We start from the raw sequence: 19,674 nt of genomic DNA, 5'->3' as shown, positions 1-19,674 counted from the left end.
CCGCCTGCCTATTTCTTGGGCTTCTTGTCGATGGTTACCGGGACGTCATTCTCCGCTGGCCCGCCCGGCGTGGTGCGGCCCGAGCGGACCGCTTCGGTCAGCTTGGTGTTCATCCGCTCGACCACGTCGGACCGCTCGGCCTGCAGGTTGTGCTGCTCCGCGATGTCTGCGGTCAGGTTGTACAGCTGGACCGGGGGCAGGCCCTGCTGGGCCGCCTGCTTCTCACGGGGCTGGGCCCAGCCGCCGGAGCCGGCGCAGCGGGCCAGCTTCCACGCGCCGTCACGCAGGGCGAAGCAGCCGTCGATCGAGTGGTGGATGGTGGAGTCGCGGACCGGCTCGTCGTGCCCCTGGAGGATCGGCAGCAGGCTGACCGAGTCCTCGGCCGCGCCGGCAGGCGGGTCCTGTTCGAGCACGTCGGCAACGGTGGCGAATAGGTCGATCAGCCCCACCAGCTGCTCCGAACGCGACCCGGCCGCCACGACCGCTGGCCACCGCACGACCAGCGGCACACGGTGCCCCCCCTCCCAGACGTCCGCCTTGTAGCCGCGGAATCCGGCGCTGGGGAAGTGACCGTTGTCTTCGTGCCGTTCGACGCCAGCGGCGGGCGCGAAGCCATTGTCGCTGGTCACGATGACGATCGTGTTGTCGGCCTCGCCCGAGGCGTCGATCGCCTCCATCACTTGGCCGATCGAGTGGTCGGTTTGCATCACGAAGTCGGCGTAGTCGCCCAGGCCGCTGCGGCCGCGCCACTCTTCGGTCGGCACGATCGGCGTGTGGGGCGAGGCGTACGGCAGGTACAGGAAGTACGGCTCGTCGCGCGGGGCGTGCTCGCGGACGTAGGCGACCGCCCTGTCGGTCAGGGTAGGCAGCACGTCGACCGCCTCGAAGCCGGGTGCGGCCTCGCCTTCACGGTAGAATGTCTTCTTGACGCTGGGGACCTCGGTGAACCGGCGGTTCTCGATCCATGCAAATGGCGGGATGTCGAGCGACGCCGAGATGCCGAAGAAGTAGTCGAAGCCGTGGTCGATGGGCGAGTCGGTCAGCGGCGCCGTGTACTCCTCGTCGGCGAAACCCAGGCCGAGGTGCCACTTGCCGAGGCACGCGGTCGCGTACCCCTGCTCTTTCAGAAACGAGGCGACCGTCGGCCGGCCCTCGGCGATCAGCGGCGCCCCCTTGCCCCACAGCACGCCCGACTGCAGGCGGGTACGCCATGCGTAGCGGCCCGTGAGGATGCTGTAGCGGCTCGGCGTGCAGACCGACGACGACGTGTGCGCGTCGGTCAGCATCATCCCCTCGGCCGCCAATCGGTCGATCGACGGGGTCGCGATCTTGCCGCGGTCGGGGTTGAAGGCGTGGACGTCGCCGATGCCGAGGTCGTCGCACAGGATGTAGACGATGTTGGGGCGTGCGGCGGCGTGCGTTTGGCCTGCCCCCGCAAAGGCCGACACCGCGGCGACGCAGATCAGAACAGCTACCTTCATACGAAGCCTCCCCAAACGTTTGGCTGGCCAAAGACAAGCAAGCAGGACGCCGGGCCCAGGCCGCGCCGCTAGAACAACGCCGGCCGAGCCGCCGATCTGCTTGAAAATCTTACCTGATTCCGCGCCACGCTTCCTCAACGGAGGGGGCGACGCTTGCCGGCTGGATTCACCCTCTTTTTTCTTTTTCGCAGAATCTTGCACGGAGCGCGGCGCAGATTCGCACTAACAACTACTGACGGGCGTTCCCCGCCCGCGACACCCCCTCAAACGGCGCCGATTTGTTATGCGACTTACCCTCCGCACGCTGCTGGCTTACCTCGACAACATTCTTGAACCGCAGGACCAGGAGGAGCTCGCCAAGCGGGTAGCCGCGAGCGACGTCGCGAACGACCTGCTGCACCGCACCCGCGACGCCACGCGACGGCTGCGGCAACCGGCGCCCGACCTGCACGCCAGCGGGCCGCACAGCGACGCAAACGTCGTGGCGGAGTACCTCGACAACACGCTGCCGCCGGACGACGTCACGGAGTTCGAGAAGCGGTGCCTGGACCTCGAAACCTTCCCCGACGCCGACTCGCACCTGGCCGAGGCGGCGCTGTGCCACCACGTGCTGACGATGGTGCTCGGCCAGCGGGCCGAGATCGACCCCGCGACCAAGGACCGGCTGTACGCGATGGGCCGCGGCGCCGCGGCCGCGACTGCCTCGCCCCCCGCCGGCGCGGCGGAAGTCGGCCCGCCGGTGACCGAGCACAGCGGCGTGTCGGAGATCCCCGATTACCTCCGCGCGTCGGAACGCTCGATGCTGACCCGGCTGCTGCCGGCGATCGCGGCGCTGCTTGTGCTGGGCGTGACGGCGCTGCTCGCGTTCGGACCGGGCGGCTGGATGCGTGACGACGCGCCGGCGGTCGCCAACGCCGGCGACGCCGAAGCGCCGACCGAGCCGCCGCCATTGGCCACGACCCCTGAGGGCGGACCAGCAGAAACCGGCGGTGAGGCCACCGCCAAACCCGACCCCGAGTCGGGCGACACGCCTCTGCCACCACCGATCGATGTCCCCACGAACAATGCCCCCGCGGTCGACAAGCCGGCGGGCGACGACTCGGCTGATGGCGGGCCGTTGAGTGACACGCCCGCGGGGCTGCCGACCAGCGAGCCGCCGGCTCGTGAGTCATCGCCGGCCGACGAGCCGCTCCCCCTCGGCCCGCCCCCGGGTGTGGAGCCGGTGGAGCCGATGGAGTCGCCGGACGACGCGGCCGCTGCCGTGCCGATGGCGTCGTCGGAGCAGCCGACCAGCCCGCTGCCCCAGGACGAGCCGCCGATCCCGGGCGACCCGACCGACGCCGATGGATCTGATAGCCCGATGACCGACGGCCCCGCGGCAATCTCTGACAGCGGCGACGACGGTCCGACCGCCGAACCCGCGGCGCCGCCAGCGCCGGCCGAGCCCGAGCCCCCGCGGCGGCTGGGCCTGGTCTTCTCGCAGGGCGCCGTGCTGCTCCGCAAGGACCCGGACACCGAAAACTGGCGGCGCATCGCCGACCGCAGCGAGGTGATGCCGGGCGACAAACTGTTGTCGCTGCCCACCTACCGCCCCGCCGTGGCGTTTGACTCGGAGGTCGTGCTCGACCTGTTCGACGGCACCCGGCTGGACGCCACCAGCCTCGGCCAGCGCACGCCCGACATCAACCTGGTGTACGGCCGCGTGCTGCTGACCAACATGGGCAAGGCGCCGTCGGAGGTTTCATTCTCCGTGGGTCAGCGCTTCGGGCGGCTGACCCTTGGCGAGGCGTCGTCGCTGGCGGTGGAGGTCAAGCGGCAGTTCCAGCCGGGGGTCGATCCGCGCAAGCAGGCCGCACCCCTGGTGGCCGAGTGCTACGCCCCGGTTGGCGACGTGCAGTGGTCGGGCGACGGCTTCGACGTCAACGCCGACCAGCGCGGCATGTGGCTGATGTCCGACGAGCAGGTCGGCAAGATCCAGGCCTACAACGCCGACCCCGACTGGCTCGACGACCGGGCCAACTCGCAGGTAGCCCGCGAGGCGTCGCCACGGCTGGCGGCGCAGATCCAGGTCGGCCCGCCGGTCTGGACGCAGCTCGCCACGCTCAACAACTCGAAGCGCAAAGAGGAGCGCGCCCTGGCGACGATCTGCGCGGTGCACATCGGACAATTCGACTCTACCATCAAAGCGCTCCGGGACGAGGAGCAGCACCTCTCCTGGACCGACGAGATCGCCGCCCTGCGGTTCGCGATGACCAGCAGCCCGGCGCTCGCCCAGGCGGTGCACGAGGAGCTGCACCGGCAGCGGCCGGTGGAGGTCGCCGAGCAGCTGTGGGAGATGCTCTGCGGGTACAACCTGCAGCAGGTCGGCCGGACGCCGGAAGAGTGGCGGGTCGGCGCCATGCGGACGCTCATCGACCGGCTTTCGAGCGACCAGCTGGACGTCCGCGTGCTGGCCAACAGCAACCTGGAGCAGATCACCGGCCGCCGCCAGGTGTTCAGCCCGACCGGCACGACCGGCGGTCGGGAGACCGCCATCAACCGGCAGCGGGCGCGGCTCGAGGACGGCGATCTGAGCCCCGCGGGGCTGATGAACTCGGCGGAGTAGCCGGCGGCTCAAGACTGCGGCTCCGCGCACAACGACGGACGAGCCCCCGCCGGGCCGCGGGCGGGGGAAGGGCTTCCGCCGGTGTCAAACAGCCCTCGAACGCCTCATTTTCTGTGGTTTCGGCCTGGGGGGCGGCGTTGCGCCACCCCCACGACCGCCCCAAGTTAGCTCGGTTCCGTCTTTTTCTCGCGGCCGCTACAATGAGGCCCTCGGCCGGTTGGGCCGCGCGATCTTATTTGACTGGATTCAGCTAACGTCTCGCTAAGGAATACTCGGTGCAGATTAACGTCACGACCAGGCACGGGCACCTGAATGAAGCGACCCAGGAGAAGTTTGTCACCAAGGCAGAGAAACTGCTCAGATTGTTTGACCGTCTGAGCGCCATCGAGGTCGTGGTGGACCTGAAGGACGCGAACAAGCCGCGGGTAGACGTGAATGTGTCGGCGGAACACAAACACGACTTTGTATCGCACGATCAAGGCGATAATCTAATAGCGGTCTTCGACAGCGCGCTGCACAAGATGGAGCAGCAGCTGCGCCGTTACAAGGACAAGGTACAGACCCGCAACCGGGACGCCTCGGTCAAGCGGATAGAGGACGATACGGCAGCCGGCGAGACGGCCGAGGCGGTCGCGGACGACAGCTTCGACGACAGCGACGACTGATCGCACGCGGCGCCCCGGGCAACGCCGGCGCCCCAATAAAAGCGACCCCCCGCCCAGCCGGCGATGACCTTGTCGGCCGGCCCGGGGCCCCCGGCGGGACGCGGCCAAGGCCGCGGCGCCCCGCTACGAGCCAGACACAGCGCCAGAAAAAGCGTTAAGACACAAGGACACAAGTGACAGATGAAATTTTCTGACTTCATCCGTAAGGAAGCCATCCGGCCCCGCCTCGAGGCCACCGAAAAAGAGGACGTCATCCGCGAGATGGCCACCGCCCTGATGGAGGCCGGCGAGATCGCGGAGGAGAACTTCGACAGCATCGTCCAGGCGATCATGAAGCGTGAGGAGCTCGGCAGCACCGGCATCGGCCGCGGCGTCGCGGTTCCCCACACCAAGCACCCCACCGTCAACAAGCTGTGCGGCGCCGTGGCCGTCAGCGAGGGGGGCGTCGACTTCGAGAGCCTCGACGGCGAGAAGGTCCACCTGCTGTTCCTGCTGGTCTCGCCGCCGGACCGGCCGGGCGACCACCTGCGGGCGCTGGAGAACATCTCGCGGCAGCTCCGCGACGACTCGTTCTGCCGGTTCCTGAAGCAGAGCTCAACCTCCGAGGACATCTGGCAGCTGCTGGAAGAGGCCGACAACAACCAGTTCGGTTCCTAGCCGCCCGCCGCCGACGCCCGACGCCGGGCGTCGCGACGCGTTGTGCAAGGGACGGGCTTTGCGACGAGCATTGCGATGGCCGACGTTCAACAAACCCAGATCGTGTTGGTGCAAAACCCCAACGGGTTGCACATCCGACCGGCCAGCCTCGTCGCGACCGAGGCCATGCGTTACGAGTCACAAATCACGCTTGAGTTAGAGGGATACAAGGTAGACGCCAAGGCCGCCCTGCAGATCATGACGCTGGGCGCCCGCCAAGGATCAACGATCACCGTCGCGGCCAGCGGGGTAGACGCCCCCCAGGCCGTCGAGAAGATCGCCGAGCTGATCGGCGCCTACTACGACAGCGACGACCAAACAGCCACGCAGGATCAGGCGAGCTGAGAGCCGCCGCGGGCACGACCCCGCAGAGCGGACGAGCGACCCAAACAAGCCCGAACCACGGCTGCCAGGCCACGTGAGACACAGCGTCCGCCAAGGGCACTGCGTCTGCTACAGACACAGCGGACCCGCACACAGCGGGCAAAGCGGCGAGAGCGACCGGGCGACCGCCCGGCGGCCCCGCCGATTACTAACACAAGAACTACTGCACACCCTCAGCCAAGAGCCGTCGGCGATCGCCGCGCGGCTCGGGTCTGAGAGCGGCCCCAACCAGCGGCCGCGGTTGCTGCCAGCAACCGGCCGCGCGCCTGCTCTCAGAGGCCCAGGGGCGGCCCCGGCCGTCCCGGCGCGGGGCGGCGCGGGCCGATTGCCCCGCGGCCGCCGCTCGCGGCCCCCGGGGCTGTGCCCGAAAGGGCGCTATGAAACGCCTACAGGGAATCGCCGTTTCGCCTGGCGTCGCCATCGGCGAAGCGATCGTGCTCGACAACGAGGGATTCCGGATCCCCCGGCGGTTCCTTGCGCGCAATGTGGTCCAGCGCGAGCTCACACGCCTGCACGAGGCCATCGCCCGCGTCACCTCCGACATCGAGGAGAGCCGCCAGCGGGTCTCCGAGCAGCTGGGCGACGAGTACGCGTCGATCTTCTCGGCCCACGTGCAGATGCTCAACGACCCCCGGCTCCGCGAGGAGCTGGAGGAGATGATCCGCGACCGGCACTACTCGCCCGAGTACGCCGTGAGCCGCGCCCTGCGGCGGTACGCCAAGGTCTTCCAGTCGCTCAAGGGCGACTACATGGCCGAGCGCGCCAACGACGTCTTCGACATCGAGAAGCGGCTGCTCCACCGCCTGCTCGGCGAGCGGCGTGAGGACCTTGCCAAGATCACCAGCGAGGTGCTGGTGCTCGCCCGCAACCTCACGCCCAGCGAAACGGCGCACATGAACCCGCGGTTCGTCCGCGGCTTCGCCACGGAGGTCGGCGGCCCCGGCAGCCACACCGCGATCGTGGCCGAGGGGCTCGGCATCCCGGCCGTGGTAGGCGTCGGCGCGTTCCTGTCCGACGCGTCCGGCGGCGAGACCGTCATCATCGACGGCGACGAGGGGCTGATCATCCTCCAGCCGGACGAGGAGACACTCGCCCGCTACCGGCACGAGGTCGACCACCAGCGAGACCTGGCCAACCGTCTGACCAGCCTCAAGGACCTGCCGGCCGAGACCACCGACGGCATTCAGGTGCAGCTGCTGGGGAACATCGAGTTCCCCAGCGAGGCGCAGCAGTGCCTGGACCGCGGCGTCAACGGCATCGGCCTGTACCGCACCGAGTTCCTCTACCTGGCCAACAAGGGCGAGCCGACCGAGGAGGAGCACTACCAGGCGTACCGCGACGTCGCCGAGGCGATGGCCGGCTTCCCGGTCGTGATGCGGACGCTCGACCTCGGCGCCGACAAGCTGCCCGCCCTGCCCGACCCGGAGGACGAGCGGAACCCGTTCCTGGGCCTGCGTAGCATCCGCCTGGCGCTCAAACACGTGGACATGTTCCGCACGCAGCTGCGTGCGATCCTGCGGGCGAGCGTCACGAAGAACATCCGCATCATGTTCCCGCTGATCAGCACGCTGATCGAGCTGCGGCGGGCCAAGATGGTGCTGGCCGACGCGATGGAGGACCTCGAGGAGGAGGGCGTGCCGTTCGACCGCGACATCAAGGTCGGCATGATGGTCGAGGTCCCGTCGGCGGTGATGATGATGGACCACTTCTGCGACGAGGTGGACTTCTTCAGCATCGGCACCAACGACCTCGTGCAGTACACGCTGGCGGTCGACCGGAGCAACAAGGACGTCGCCAGCCTGTACACGAGCGCCGACCCGGCGGTGATCAAGCTCATCAAGATGTCGATCGACAGCGCCGACGCGCACGGCAAGCCGATCAGCATGTGCGGCCAGATGAGCGGCAACCCCCTGTACACGATGCTCCTCTTGGGGCTTGGGCTGCGGAGCCTGAGCACCACCCCCGCCGCGGCGCCGGAACTCAAACGGCTGTGCCGCAGCGTCTCGATCCCGGAGTGCGAGGCGGTCGCCCAGCGCGTGCTAGAGATGGAGAGCTCGCGCGACGTCAAGGCGCTGCTCCGCGAAGAACTACTGAAACGCTTGCCAGAACACATCGACTAATAGGCTGCCCGCCGGCGGTCGCCGGCCCCCGTCAGCCGCTTACCAAACACCACACTCAAACTACTCACCGCCATGAAACAAGAAATGCTGATCAACGTCGCGCAGCCGGAAGAATGCCGGATCGCGATCGTTGAGAACGGCGTGCTGGAGGAGCTCTACGTCGAGCGCAGCAGCCAGGACAACTACGTCGGAAACATCTACAAGGGCCGCATCGTCAACCTCGAGCCGAGCATCCAGGCCGCGTTCGTCGACTTCGGCGTCGGACGCAACGGCTTCCTGCACATCTCGGACGTCGAGCCGCAGTACTTCCGCCAGGGGGGCTACGACCCCAGCCTGCCGATCGAGCCCGACGGCAGCCAGGCCGGCCGCTCGTCCGAAGCGGTCGACGAATCGGACGACGACGAAGACAACGACGACATCGACAACGATGAAGACGTCGACGTCGACGAGAACGGCGCGGTCGCCACCAAGAAGGACACCCGCCAGCGGCGCCTGCGTCCCGGCGTGCGGCCACGCGTGAAGCCCCCCATCCAGGACATCTTCCAACGCGGCGACGAGGTCGTTGTGCAGGTCATCAAGGAGGGCATCGGCACCAAGGGGCCCACCCTCTCGACCTACATCAGCATCCCCGGGCGGTACCTGGTACTGATGCCGGCGTTGGGCCGGATCGGCGTCTCCCGGAAGATCGAGGACGACGACGACCGCCGCCGCCTGCGCGACATCCTCCGCGAGCTGGCCCCGCCCAAGGGCCTCGGCTTCATCGTCCGCACCGCCGGCACCGACCGCACCAAGAAGGACCTCTCCCGCGACCTCGCCTACCTGGTGCGGCTGTGGAAGCTGATTGTCAAGCGGATCAAGAACGCCGAGGGGCCGTGCGACATCTACGAGGAGTCCGACATCGTCATCCGCACGATCCGCGACATCTTCACCAGCGAGATCGACGCCATCCACATCGACGAGCCGTCGGCCTTCGAACGCGCCCGCGACTTCCTGCAGATCGTCATGCCGCGGTACGTCAGCCGGCTGCAGCTGCACGACGCCAAGGAGCCGCTGTTCAACCGCTACAAGCTCGACGAGGAGATCGCGCTGATCAACCAGCGGAAGGTCCCGCTCCGCGGCGGCGGCTCGCTGGTCATCGACCAGACCGAGGCCCTCGTCGCGATCGACGTCAACAGCGGCAACTTCCGCCAGGCCGGCTCCGCCGAGGACGCCGCCTGCCAGCTCAACCAGAACGCCGCCAAGGAGATCGCCCGCCAGCTGCGCCTCCGCGACCTGGGCGGCGTGGTGGTCAACGACTTCATCGACATGCGCAAGGAGAAGCACCGCCGGCTGGTCGAGCGGACCCTCCGCGACGCCGTCAAACGCGACCGCGCCCGGACCAAGATCCTCCGCACCAGCCCGTTCGGGCTGATCGAGATGACCCGCCAGCGGATCCGCCCGAGCCTCAAGCGGAGCGTCTACAAGGAGTGCCCGAGCTGCGTCGGCAGCGGCCTGGTGAAGAGCGCCGAGAGCATGTCGATCGAGGTGGTCCGCAAGCTGATCATGGCCTCGCAGCTCGAGGACGTCGCGCGGATCTCCGTGACCGTTGAGGAGGAGGTCGCGACCTACCTCAACAACCGCAAGCGGCGCGAGCTCGCCCGCATCGAGGACGAGGGCGAGGTCGAGATCCTGATCCAGGGCCGCGAGGGCCTGGGGGCCGAGCACCTCGAGATCGAGTGCACCGACGACGCCGGGCACGACGTCCGGTTCGAGACCCGCTAGCGACGCCCCACGGTCCAGCAAGCGTCAGCAGCACCGGCGGTCGCCACGTCCGTGGCGACCGCCGTGTGTTCTGTCGCGTGCTCTGCCGTGTGCCCTTCTGCGGCAGGTTCTAGCTGGCGTCGCGGTGGGGCGGCCCTGCCGGGCGGCGTTCCACGGCGTCGTCCCCGGCCAGCAGCCACGCGGCGGCGTCCGGTTCGCTGCCGAATAGCCGCAGGTTGTAGCCGGCGTTCAGCATGACGGTCTCGAAGAAGTCGAGCGACCGGTCGGTCGGGTCGGGGATCAACGCAACCCTTGAGTCGCGCGGAGCGCCGACCGAGTCGAGCTTGTGGTAGGCGAACGCGTACTTCTCGGCGTCCGAGGCAACGGTCGGACCGCCGCGGAGGTCGACCAGGTAGCGTCGCCAACGGCGCGGCTCGTCGGCCGCGATCAGGCCGAGTGCAATCTCGACGCCGACCTCAAACGTCACGGGCCCTTGCAGGCCATCCGCTACCAGGTACCGGCCCCCTTCTGGCAGACGTATCGAGAATCTTGGGGACATGCAGGCCCTCCTTCCATCGCTACAAACCTACGACAGACGCCCCCCGTCTGCCTTAACGTTATCTGGCCTGCCGCGCGGCGGCTAGGCGGAAACCCCTCGACGCGCGCGTTCTGCGTCAATTGGGAAGCGGCTTGCGAGCAACGCGATAGTAGGAAACAGTTTCCGAAGATCTCGCACGCGGCGGGCGCCTGTTCAACGATGACCTTTGGACGACCTCTGCTGAGCGGGGCGTGCTCCTTAGGCCTACTTAATGAGCCTTCGCTCAAGCACACCTCGGCCGCTTCAAACCGCTCGAACAACCCCAGGTGGAAGCCGGCGTCTACCATCACGGTTTCAAAGAAATCAAACGCTGCGACCTAGATCGTGATTGGCGACTGCAACTTGCGCGCGTCGACGAACACGCCGCACGAACAGACGCCGGTCTCGCACGGCTTGGTCGTGCAGGAGAACTCTGGGGAATCGTGAGCAGGTCGGCGTTGGCAGGAGACCGCGGGAGAAGGCGACAAGGCGGCGGAGTTTCCGCCGACGGGTTCCCAACACCGAATGGCACACACAGTGTGGCCAAGCATTCCTTGTTGGAGCGCCCAGACCACCGCCAGTTCAAGGCGAACGGGGACCCTGCCCTAAACCTCAGTTCGCCAGGGACGTTTGTCGCGGCCGCCCCTCATCGCCACCGAGTGCGCAGCGCCGACAGGCCGTTTTCCAGCAGAATCATCGTCAAACACGGCAGCGCCTGCCGTCTGCCACATCCTGGTCGGAAGAATTATTGAGGTTTCGGTAACAGCTCCGCGGCCCGTTCGTAAGAGCCTTGTGCCGCGGGATCTGAACCCTCGTTCGAGGGCGCCGACGCACCCCCTTCCTTGCTACCGGAATCCCAACATGAGTTCGCACCGCCGTTTCCGCACCCTTGAGTCCCTCGAAACCCGAGTCCTGATGGCCGCCGACCTGGGCGTTGACGCCCCAGCTGTCGATCCGAAGGCGCTCGCCGCGAGCGTCTACGTTGGTCAGCCAATGGTCCAAGACCTCGATCCGTCAAAACTGGTCGATTCGATCGCGGACCACGCGCTTGATAGCGAAAGCGGCCAACAAGTGCTGAAGCCCGCCCTCAGCGTTGAGATCTCCAAGGGAGGCTTGTCGGCCGATCGCGACGCGCAGCTTCGGCAGGACGACCCGGTCAAACCCCTGGGCAACGGATTCTATGACGTCCAGACTAAGAACGGTTATCGGATCCGCTTGCGGCTGGAGCCGGGAGATGAGATCGGTTTCGATCAGGACGGCAACGTCTCGGCAAAGTCCCCAGGCATCGACCGCTGGCTGATATCGACCGATGACGGGTTTGACTTGCAGTGGGATGGGGCGGAGGTCTACCGCAACGGTGGGGACAATGGAGAAGACGAGGACGGGGACCTTGTCGCACGCAGTTGGGCGTCGGGGAATAGCAAGGGGCAAATTTTCTTCACTGGGGCCGAGACCGTCGAAGATGAATGGGAAGACGACGAAGTCCAGTGGGCCTGGGAGGACAGCTCATCGGACGACAGCGGCGGCGACTCCAGCGACGACCCCAGCGATGACGCCGTCGAGTGGGCGTGGGACGACACCAACGACGACGACAACAATGGCGAGGATGACGAGAAAGTCGAATGGGGCGTCGAGGGCGAGGATGAAGGGGGCTGCGTGCCCGGCGACGGCGACTACGCCCCCTACACCGACGACGACAGCAACAAGCTGGGCGTTCCCGACGTGATTGGAGATTTCGATCGCGACCCCGCGTCCGACGAAGCGGGCGGCGAGGGCGGCGGAGCCGAGGTCCCCGCGTTCGCAATTTCGGGCGGGAGCGTCGTCGACCCGAAGCCGGGCGACGAAGGCGACTACGGCTCGCAGGCGGTCGCCGACGACATGCTTGAAGAGAAGCTCGCCGACTTCGTGTTTGCCGGCTTCTACGGCGACATCGATCCCGCGCCGATGGTCTAGGCCCGGGGAATCGGGCCTTCACCGCTCGACCCTTGAACTGTGGCCCGCGAGCCGTGATCAATGGAACCCGTCGAGCCCCGACCACCTGTGGTCGGGGCTCGACATATTGACGCCCCGTTGTGGGCGCCCCGCCGGAACCGTTTGTGCCCTCCCCAGCATCACGCAGGGTCTGGTACGACGAACGCCCACTAGGCTTGTCGCTGGAATTGGCGCCCCTGGTAGACCGCGACCGCGGCGCCGCGCTGCAGCGCCGCGTGCTGGCGCCAGACCTCGGTCGCGGCGGAGCGGCGGCCGCGTTCGCCCTGCGCCGCGAACAGCTCGGCAAATCGGGCGAGCGCCAGGTCGCGGTTGCGGCGCTGCGAGCGTTCCTCCTGCGCCACCGCCGCCAGGCCGGTCGGCACGTGCGTCACGCGGACCGCGGTGTCGGACTTGTTGGCGTGCTGGCCGCCCGGCCCCGAGCTGCGGAACGTGTCGACGCGCAGGTCGGACTCGCGCCACGCGGGCGCCTGGGGCGCCCGCAGCGCGGTGACGCCGATGAACCAGTTCTTGCGGCGGGCGCGGGGGCGCACCGGGCTGGGGCAGACCCACTGATGGGTCCCGACCCAACGCGACGCAAACTCGTCGACATCGCCCCGTGACAACGACAACAACGCCGAGGCGACGCCGCGCTCGCACGCGCCGCCCGTTGTGCTGGCCAGCTCGCAGCCGACGCCAGCCGACTCGGCGTCGGCGCTGATCAGGCCGACCAGGTGCGCCGCAAACAGCTCGCACTCGGCCGGACCGTGCCCGGTGGTCACCAGCAGCCAGGTCGGGTTGTCCATCGCAAAGACTCCTTCTTCGTTGACTACAGGTGACCCATGTACCCGACCACCGCGTACCGCGCGACGGTCTCGACGTAGCCGTCGATCAGCCGCAGGCAGTCGTCAAGGTCGCGGTAGGCAAACGGCCCGTCGGTCCGCAGCGAAGCGTCGGCCAGCCCGGTGGGCAGCAGCCCCCGGGCGCGGAGGGCGGCGAAGTCGTACTGCTCGGCAAGCGGCTTGCAGTCCGCCCGCGACATGCTGCGGCCCGTGCCGTGGCTCATCGAGTCGAGCGTCCCCGCGACCGCGGCGGTGGCCCGGACCAACGCGACGTCGCCGGCCATGTGCGACGGCAGCACCGTCAGGTCACCCGGCTCGACCCGCACCGAGCCCTTGCGGATCACGGCCCCGCCGTCGGCCAGCCGCTCGTACGTGTTGTGCGGCAGGTCGAGCACCAGCTCGAGCGGGCCGAACTCCGCCTCGAGCGCGTCGTGCACGGCGGCGCGGTTGTCGCACGCCCAGTCGACGTTGCGGTCGAACTCGGCGTCGAACCGGTCGGGCGAGCCGACCAGGTCGTCGACGTGCCCCGACTCGTTCCGCGAGCCGGTGTGCACCAGGAACGACAGCGGGCCGTCGTCGTACGGCTCGAGCGCGTCGAGGAAGTGGTTGCCCCCGCCCAGGTCGCCGAGGCGGCCCCTATTGCGGCGCAGCCGGTCGGCTACGGCGTCCCACCGCCGCTGGTCGAGCTCGCCCGGCGCGAGGCCCGAGCGGAGCAGCCGCATGCCGCACCCGCAGTCGGAGACCGCGAACCGCCGCCAGTCAGGCTGATGGGTCAGCACGGCCGTGCCGGTTGGCAGCGGCGACTTGCCGGGGCACGCGTCGGGCAGGAACACGACCTCCTCGGCCTCCAGGTCGGTCGGCAACCAGGAGTGGAGCTTGCCGGTCGGTTCGGCCGATAGGTTAGTGAGTTTCATGGCTTGGCCCTCCGCGGTGGAGTGTCGCTAGCTGGGGTCGCTGTGTTTCTGATTGCAGGGGAGCCACGGCGCGGCCACTCAAAGGGCCCGCCGCCGCACAGGCGGGTGCTGCTTAGACACGGTTGCCCGCTACTGGGTTCGCGACAGCGGTAGTGAGCGAAGCTTAACTGCCCCTAGGGCTTGTCTGGATTTCGGTAGAAAAGAGCCACCAAGGCGGCTCCAATGGTTGCACGGGGCGGGGCAATGGGGGGCCTGCCGCGGGGGGGGCCTGCCGCGGGCGCCCGTGGGACCAACACGCAGAAGGGACTTTTGTCCCGGCCAGCGAGCCGAATCGGACAAAAGTCGGAGCCGGCGTCGCACGGAATTCGCCGTAACCATCTCCACAAAAACAACTTACAGAGATCGCCGCGAGAAATGGGGCCGGACTTTTGTCCCTATGATTGCATGTCGGAATTAGGGACAAAAGTCGATCCGGCAGCGGCCGTCCGCGGGCGATCGCCCCTCGACAGGTTGCCGATCCGCCGCTAAAATCTGAGATTCTCAACCGGTCCCTTGCGGGCCCTTTACTAGCGTCCTACGAGTCGAACCTAGCCATGTACGCGATCATCACCGACGGCGGCAAGCAATACAAAGTCGAAGAAGGCCAGCAGCTGGCCATTGATTATCGCGGACTGAAGGAAGGCGAGAGCCTGACCTTCGACCGGGTGCTGGCCGTTGGCTCGGGCGACAAGGTCACGCTGGGCGCCCCCATGGTGGACGGTGCGAGCGTCTCGGCCGAGGTGGTCGCCACGACGCAGGGCAAGAAGATCGACGTCATGAAGATGCGTCGCCGCAAGAACAGCCGCATCAAGAACGGCCACCGCGCCTTGTTCACCACCATCAAGATCAGCGGCATCAAGAGCTAGCTTGATTTGCTAGGCGCGGCGGAGCCGCGACGCTTCGTAGAATCCCTCGCTACGACGCTGCCGTGACGGCCCACAGCCGTTCGTGCCATGGGACCTCAATGCTGGCGAAGCCTGCTTCGCTGAGCAACGCGGCCTGCCCCTCGACCGTTTCATGACAGTCGTCACCCGATGACCGGGGGCCGCCGAACTCTTCGAGGTTGCGGGTCCGCCACTTCTCGATGATCGGCCCAAACGACTCCGGGATCTCGCCCGAGGCGTGCGCCTCCTCCATGTGACGGCCCCACTCCTCGAGCAGCGCGCGGTACTCGGCGTCCGACTCGGGGCGGTGCTCGTCGCCGTTCAAGAACACGCCGCCCGGCCGGAGCGCGGCCCGGATCATGCGGAACAGCTCCAGCTTCTCGGCCGACTCCAGGTGGTGGATCGCCGAGGTGCTGACCACCGCGTCGAGCCGCGCCCCGGCGGGCGACAAGTCGGCGCCCCACGCTTCCTGCATCGGCCGGCAGACGGTCCTCGCCCGCGAGCCGAAGCGGCGGAGCCGCTCGTGGGCCAGGCCCACAAACGGCTGCGACTGGTCGAGCACGATCACCGTGGCGTAGCGGAAGCGGTCGAGCACCCGCTCGGCCAGGCGGCCCGACCCGCCGCCGAGGTCCAAGAGGCGGAACTCCTTGAGCGGGTCAAACGGCAACGCGTCGACAAGCGCGGCGTGCTGTTCGAGGTAGAGCGGGTGAATCACCGGCGCCGCGGCGTCGTAGTCGCGGGCGGCGTCGGACTGGTTCCAGCGGTATTCGGACATGCGAGGGAGGACAACCGGATGGCGGGCTTGGTTCGCCCTTAGGCGGCGGGTTAGGGATCGAGCAGGCCTTCGTAGGCCGGGTTGAGCGGCGGCTCGGTGGAGTCGGCCTGCGGCCAGGGCTCGCTGGGGTAGAGTTCGCCGGGGAAGAGCCCGCTGCTGTCGGTGGCGTCGCCGCAATCGATCGGGCAAAACTCACTTGGGTCAGTGTAGGCAGGCGACTTCGGTTTGGTCAGGACCGACAGGCTGACGCCGTACAGCATGAAATCGGAATCACCGCCGGCGGAGGTGACGTAGTAGCTCGCCGATGCCGACGTGCGAATGTAGGGAGTAGTCCAAAAGTGGACGCCAACCTCTGGGATCACGGCGACGTCGTAGCTGGTGTCGTTCTTCTCAAAGTCCTCGTCAATGTAGCCGTTGCCGTTGTTGTCGCGGCCGTCGTCTTTTTCGTTGCCGCCTGCGTAGCCGCCGATGCCAACGAATGGCGCCAGCCGCGATGGCGATTGAAGCCGGGCTCCACACTCGAAACCGCCGGAGAAGAAGTCCTTATTCGGAACCCCAACCCCTTGGATTCCCAGCCGCGTCTCGACGGCGCCGTTGAGGTACTCAGGATAGTGAAAACCACCCAAGTGAACCGCCCCGCCAGCCGGTTCGTCGCGTCCGCTCACGCCCGAGTAGAGACCCGTTTCGCCCGCGACGTGGCGGGCGTCGACCGCCTGCTTGGCCATCCGCGCCAGGTTGCCGGTGTGGCGAGGGTACTTGGCCGCGTAGCTGGGGTGGCTGCGGCCCCAACGCGAACCGGTGCAGCCCGTGCAGGCGGCAAGCACAAGGCACGACAGCGCGGCACTGAGGAACGTGGGATGGATGGTCGCCGTCTCCCGGTTGGAACGCAGCTAGCGGTTCGCCTGGGCTCTCACGACTGGGGCAACGGCCGTGCGGACCGGCGGCTGGCGGTAGGGCTGGCCCTGCTGGTAGAGCGCAAGGCGTTGCTGCAGCTCGCGGCGGGCCTCGAGCGGCGCGAGCATGGCGGCCTGCTGCTGGATGCGGATGGCTTCTTCGAAATGACCGGCCCCGGCGTAGGCCGCCGCGGCGACGTCGAGCAGCCAGGGGTCGCCCTGGGCGCCGAAGCGGAGGGCCCGGCGGGCGGACTCGACCGCCTTGGCCGGGTCGCGGAACCGCGCGTCGGGGCAGGTCGACAGCAGCCACGCGACGCTCTGGTAGGCCGACGCCGAGGCGGGCGCGAGGGCCAGCGCGGCGTCGAGGTCGGCGACCGCCTGCTCGTAGTAGCCGACCTCGGCGTAAGCGTTGGCGCGGAGCACCAGCGTGTCGGCGTCGCCCGGCATCAGGCGGAGCGACTCGCTGTAGTCACGCACGGCGTGGCTGTAGCGGCCGAGCTGCGCCTGGGCGAAGCCGCGGCCGGCGTGCAGGGCCGGGTCGGCGGGGTGCAGGGCGATGGCGTTGTTGTAGTCGTTGATCGCGCGGTCGTGCTGGCCGGCGCCGGCCAGCAGCTCGGCGCGGTTGCGGTAGCCGAGCGCGCTACGCGGGTCGTGCGCCAAGGCGGCGGAAAAGTCGGCCAGGGCCTCCTTGGTCTTGCCGTACTGGGCGAGCGTGACGCCGCGGTTGACCAGCGCGGGGGCGTTCTGGTCGTCGAGCACCACGGCGTGCTGGAAGTCGGCGAACGCGTCGCGTGGCTGGTTGGCGGCGGCGTGCAGCTCGCCCCGGCGGTTGTAGGCCCACGAGGTGAGCCGGGTAAGCTCCGGCGAATCGTCGGGCCCGAGCCGCTCGGCCGCCAGCTCGCAGCGTTCAATCAAGTCGGTGAGGTCGGCGGCGGACCGCCCACGGCCCGCCATCCGCTCGGCCTCGTTGTAGAGGGCCAGGAGCTGCTGGCGGCGGGGCGACTCCGGCTCGAGCGATGTTTGATGGACTTGGTCGTCGCGGCCCTGCTCATGGCGAACGGGCGGCAGCGGCCCCGGGCTGGCGGGCGGCCGCTCGAGGTCGAACGCGTCGTGCACGCCGGGGCGCGGCGGCGCCGCGGAGATCGACCGCGGCAGCGCGAGCGGCGCCGGCTCGTCGGGCTGCGCGAGCGGCCGTGGCGGCTCGACTGGCTGTGCGAGCCGCAGCGGCGGCTCGACTGGCGACGGCAGCGCGGCCGGCTCGCCGACCGCCGAAGGGGTGGCGTTCAGCGCTGCAAGAGCCACCAGAATGGGAGAGAAACGTTTCGCGTCCATGCGAGAGTTCCTTGGTCGTGCGGTCCCACCCCTGGCGGGGTGGGCGGTTGTAGCTTGGGCCGCGGGCCCAACTCCAGCTTCCTGCTGAAGCCTAGGCGTGCGGGTCGGTCATGCTCATGGGCTCTAGCAGCTTGTCGAGCTCGGCCTCGCCGAGCACCTTCTCCTCGAGGCAGATCTCACGGATGGTCTGCCCCGACTTGAGGGCGTCCTTGGCGAGCTTGGCCGCCTTCTCGTAGCCGATCTCCGGCGCGAGCGAGGTGACCATCATCAGCGACTGGTCGATCAGCCCGCGGCAACGCTCGGCGTCGACCTCGAGGCCTTCGACCAATTTGTCGACAAACACGCCCGCGCCGTTGGTCAGCAGCGTGACCGACTGCATGAAGGCGTCGATCATCACCGGCATCGCGACGTTGAGCTCGAAAATAGAACCAACGCCGCCGAGCCCGGCGGTGGTCACGGTGGCGTCGTTGCCAATCACGCGGCAGGCGACCTGCATGATCGACTCGCACATCACCGGGTTCACCTTGCCCGGCATGATCGAAGAGCCGGGCTGGGTAGCCGGCAGCATGAGCTCGCCGAGCGAGCACCGCGGCCCGCTGCCGAGGTGGCGGATGTCGTTGGCGATCTTGGAGAGCGCGACGGCGATCGCCTTGAGCTCGCCGTGGGCCTCGACAAACGAGTCCTTGGCGGCCTGAGCTTCCGGGTGGTTGTTGGCCTCGGCGAACTCGACGCCGAGCTGCTTGGAGAGCGCCGCGCAGACCTTGGCGGCGAACTCGGGGTGGGTGTTGATGCCGGTGCCGACCGCAGTGCCGCCGATCGGCATGTTCTCCAGCAGCCGGGCCAGCGCGCGGCCGGCGCGGGTCGCCGAGTAGCCGGCCTGGGCCGCGTAGCCGCCGAACACCTGCCCGACGCGGATCGGCGTGGCGTCCATCAGGTGGGTGCGTCCGATCTTGACGATCTTGTCCCACGCCTTGGCCTTGTCGCCGAGGGCCGTTGCGAGACGCTCGAGCGCGGGCGCGAGCCGACCGCTGATCGCGGCGGCGCCGGCGATGTGCATCGCCGTGGGGAAGGTGTCATTGGAGCTCTGCCCCATGTTGACGTGGTCGTTGGGGTGCACCGCGCCGTCGGCGCCCTTGGCGCCAAGCTCGAATCCGAGCTTGAGGTTCGCCAGGTTGGCGATCACCTCGTTGGCGTTCATGTTTGTGCTGGTGCCGCTGCCGGTCTGGTAGACGTCCACCGGGAAGTGCTCGTCGTGCTTCCCCTCGGCCACCTCCATCGACGCGGCGATGATCACCTCGGCCCGCTTGGCGTCGAGCTTGCCGAGCTGCAGGTTGGCCTCGGCGCAGGCCGCCTTGAGGTAGCCAAACGCGTGCACCACGTCGGCCGGGACCGGCTGGTGGGCGATCGGGAAGTTATCGACAGCGCGGGCGGTCGACGCGCCGTACAGCGCGTCCGACGGGACCTGCATCTCGCCCATCGTGTCGCGTTCGGTGCGGGTGTTGCTCATGGCGGCAGCTTTGTAAAAGTGTTCCCAAGGGTCTGGTTTTCACGGCGAATTCCGTCCGCGCATGCTAGCACGCAGACGGCCCCGCGCCGATGATAGGCGTTTGCTCGGGCGAGCGGAATGGCGGATTTAGCTCCCCGGTAAGGACGCACGGTTGTCGCCAATCCGGCCCGCCGCCAAGCAGAAAAGAAGCCCTGTGGGCCTCGAATTCCGCTATGCTGGTAACCGCTGCTGGCGCCGGACCTTTCTGTCACC

General features: G+C 68.2%; 16 protein-coding genes. 8 read left to right on the top strand and 8 right to left on the bottom strand.

From position 1 onward, the window contains the following. Positions 1-8: 8 nt before the first annotated feature. Positions 9-1,481: a sulfatase family protein gene (locus Pla123a_RS01565; protein WP_146583765.1), complete on the bottom strand. Its 1,473-nt coding sequence runs from the start codon at positions 1,479-1,481 to the stop codon at positions 9-11. A 283-nt stretch (positions 1,482-1,764) separates the two neighbouring features. Here Pla123a_RS01565 and Pla123a_RS01560 point away from each other — a divergent pair, with 283 nt between their 5' ends. The 6 genes from Pla123a_RS01560 (at position 1,765) to Pla123a_RS01535 (ending at position 9,712) form a co-directional block, all read left to right on the top strand. Next, positions 1,765-4,086 (top strand): hypothetical protein, encoded by a 2,322-nt coding sequence (locus tag Pla123a_RS01560; RefSeq protein WP_146583764.1) that lies wholly within the window; start codon positions 1,765-1,767, stop codon positions 4,084-4,086. Positions 4,087-4,361: 275 nt separating this feature from the next. Beyond that, positions 4,362-4,751, top strand: a complete 390-nt coding sequence (gene hpf, locus Pla123a_RS01555) for a ribosome hibernation-promoting factor, HPF/YfiA family (protein ID WP_146583763.1) — start codon at positions 4,362-4,364, stop codon at positions 4,749-4,751. A gap of 180 nt (positions 4,752-4,931) precedes the next feature. Next, positions 4,932-5,408: a PTS sugar transporter subunit IIA gene (locus Pla123a_RS01550; protein ID WP_146583762.1), complete on the top strand. Its 477-nt coding sequence runs from the start codon at positions 4,932-4,934 to the stop codon at positions 5,406-5,408. 75 nt (positions 5,409-5,483) lie between these two features. Then, positions 5,484-5,792, top strand: a complete 309-nt coding sequence (locus Pla123a_RS01545) for an HPr family phosphocarrier protein (RefSeq protein WP_146583761.1) — start codon at positions 5,484-5,486, stop codon at positions 5,790-5,792. Positions 5,793-6,208: 416 nt separating this feature from the next. Further along, positions 6,209-7,951 (top strand): phosphoenolpyruvate--protein phosphotransferase, encoded by a 1,743-nt coding sequence (ptsP, locus tag Pla123a_RS01540; RefSeq protein WP_146583760.1) that lies wholly within the window; start codon positions 6,209-6,211, stop codon positions 7,949-7,951. Positions 7,952-8,023: 72 nt separating this feature from the next. Continuing rightward, positions 8,024-9,712 carry an Rne/Rng family ribonuclease gene (locus Pla123a_RS01535; protein ID WP_146583759.1) on the top strand — a complete coding sequence of 563 codons (1,689 nt, stop codon included), beginning with the start codon at positions 8,024-8,026 and terminating at the stop codon, positions 9,710-9,712. A 109-nt stretch (positions 9,713-9,821) separates the two neighbouring features. Here Pla123a_RS01535 and Pla123a_RS01530 read toward each other — a convergent pair whose 3' ends face one another. Continuing rightward, positions 9,822-10,250, bottom strand: a complete 429-nt coding sequence (locus Pla123a_RS01530) for a hypothetical protein (protein WP_146583758.1) — start codon at positions 10,248-10,250, stop codon at positions 9,822-9,824. An 879-nt stretch (positions 10,251-11,129) separates the two neighbouring features. On the opposite strand from Pla123a_RS01530, the gene Pla123a_RS01525 reads away from it, so the two are divergent. After that, complete coding sequence (locus Pla123a_RS01525) at positions 11,130-12,221, top strand: hypothetical protein (protein WP_146583757.1); 1,092 nt, start codon at positions 11,130-11,132, stop codon at positions 12,219-12,221. 188 nt (positions 12,222-12,409) lie between these two features. Here the strand turns inward: Pla123a_RS01525 and prfH are convergent, their stop codons facing one another. After that, on the bottom strand, positions 12,410-13,042 hold the full coding sequence (gene prfH, locus Pla123a_RS01520) for a peptide chain release factor H (protein WP_146583756.1): 633 nt from the start codon (positions 13,040-13,042) through the stop codon (positions 12,410-12,412). Positions 13,043-13,065: 23 nt separating this feature from the next. Next, the gene (locus Pla123a_RS01515) at positions 13,066-13,992 is read right to left on the bottom strand and encodes an RtcB family protein (RefSeq protein ID WP_146583755.1); all 927 of its coding nucleotides are present in this window, start codon (positions 13,990-13,992) and stop codon (positions 13,066-13,068) included. A gap of 593 nt (positions 13,993-14,585) precedes the next feature. On the opposite strand from Pla123a_RS01515, the gene rplU reads away from it, so the two are divergent. Beyond that, positions 14,586-14,897, top strand: coding sequence for a 50S ribosomal protein L21 (gene rplU, locus Pla123a_RS01510; protein WP_146583754.1), 312 nt, complete (start codon positions 14,586-14,588; stop codon positions 14,895-14,897). 49 nt (positions 14,898-14,946) lie between these two features. Here rplU and Pla123a_RS01505 read toward each other — a convergent pair whose 3' ends face one another. The 4 genes from Pla123a_RS01505 to Pla123a_RS01490 all read right to left on the bottom strand — a co-directional run bounded on the left by Pla123a_RS01505 (position 14,947) and on the right by Pla123a_RS01490 (position 19,422). Beyond that, on the bottom strand, positions 14,947-15,690 hold the full coding sequence (locus tag Pla123a_RS01505) for a class I SAM-dependent methyltransferase (protein WP_146583753.1): 744 nt from the start codon (positions 15,688-15,690) through the stop codon (positions 14,947-14,949). A 50-nt stretch (positions 15,691-15,740) separates the two neighbouring features. After that, entirely contained in the window at positions 15,741-16,514 is a 774-nt protein-coding gene (locus Pla123a_RS01500; RefSeq protein WP_146583752.1) for a hypothetical protein, read from the bottom strand. Between the two features lie 66 nt (positions 16,515-16,580). Beyond that, entirely contained in the window at positions 16,581-17,915 is a 1,335-nt protein-coding gene (locus tag Pla123a_RS01495; RefSeq protein ID WP_146583751.1) for a tetratricopeptide repeat protein, read from the bottom strand. 91 nt (positions 17,916-18,006) lie between these two features. Then, positions 18,007-19,422 carry a class II fumarate hydratase gene (locus Pla123a_RS01490; protein ID WP_146583750.1) on the bottom strand — a complete coding sequence of 472 codons (1,416 nt, stop codon included), beginning with the start codon at positions 19,420-19,422 and terminating at the stop codon, positions 18,007-18,009. Between the last annotated feature and the right edge of the window lie 252 nt (positions 19,423-19,674).

Source organism: Posidoniimonas polymericola, from assembly GCF_007859935.1.
In the GTDB taxonomy this organism is placed as follows: domain Bacteria; phylum Planctomycetota; class Planctomycetia; order Pirellulales; family Lacipirellulaceae; genus Posidoniimonas; species Posidoniimonas polymericola.
The sequence above is the reverse complement of the archived record's forward strand: the minus strand, read 5'-3'. Positions and strand labels throughout refer to the sequence as shown.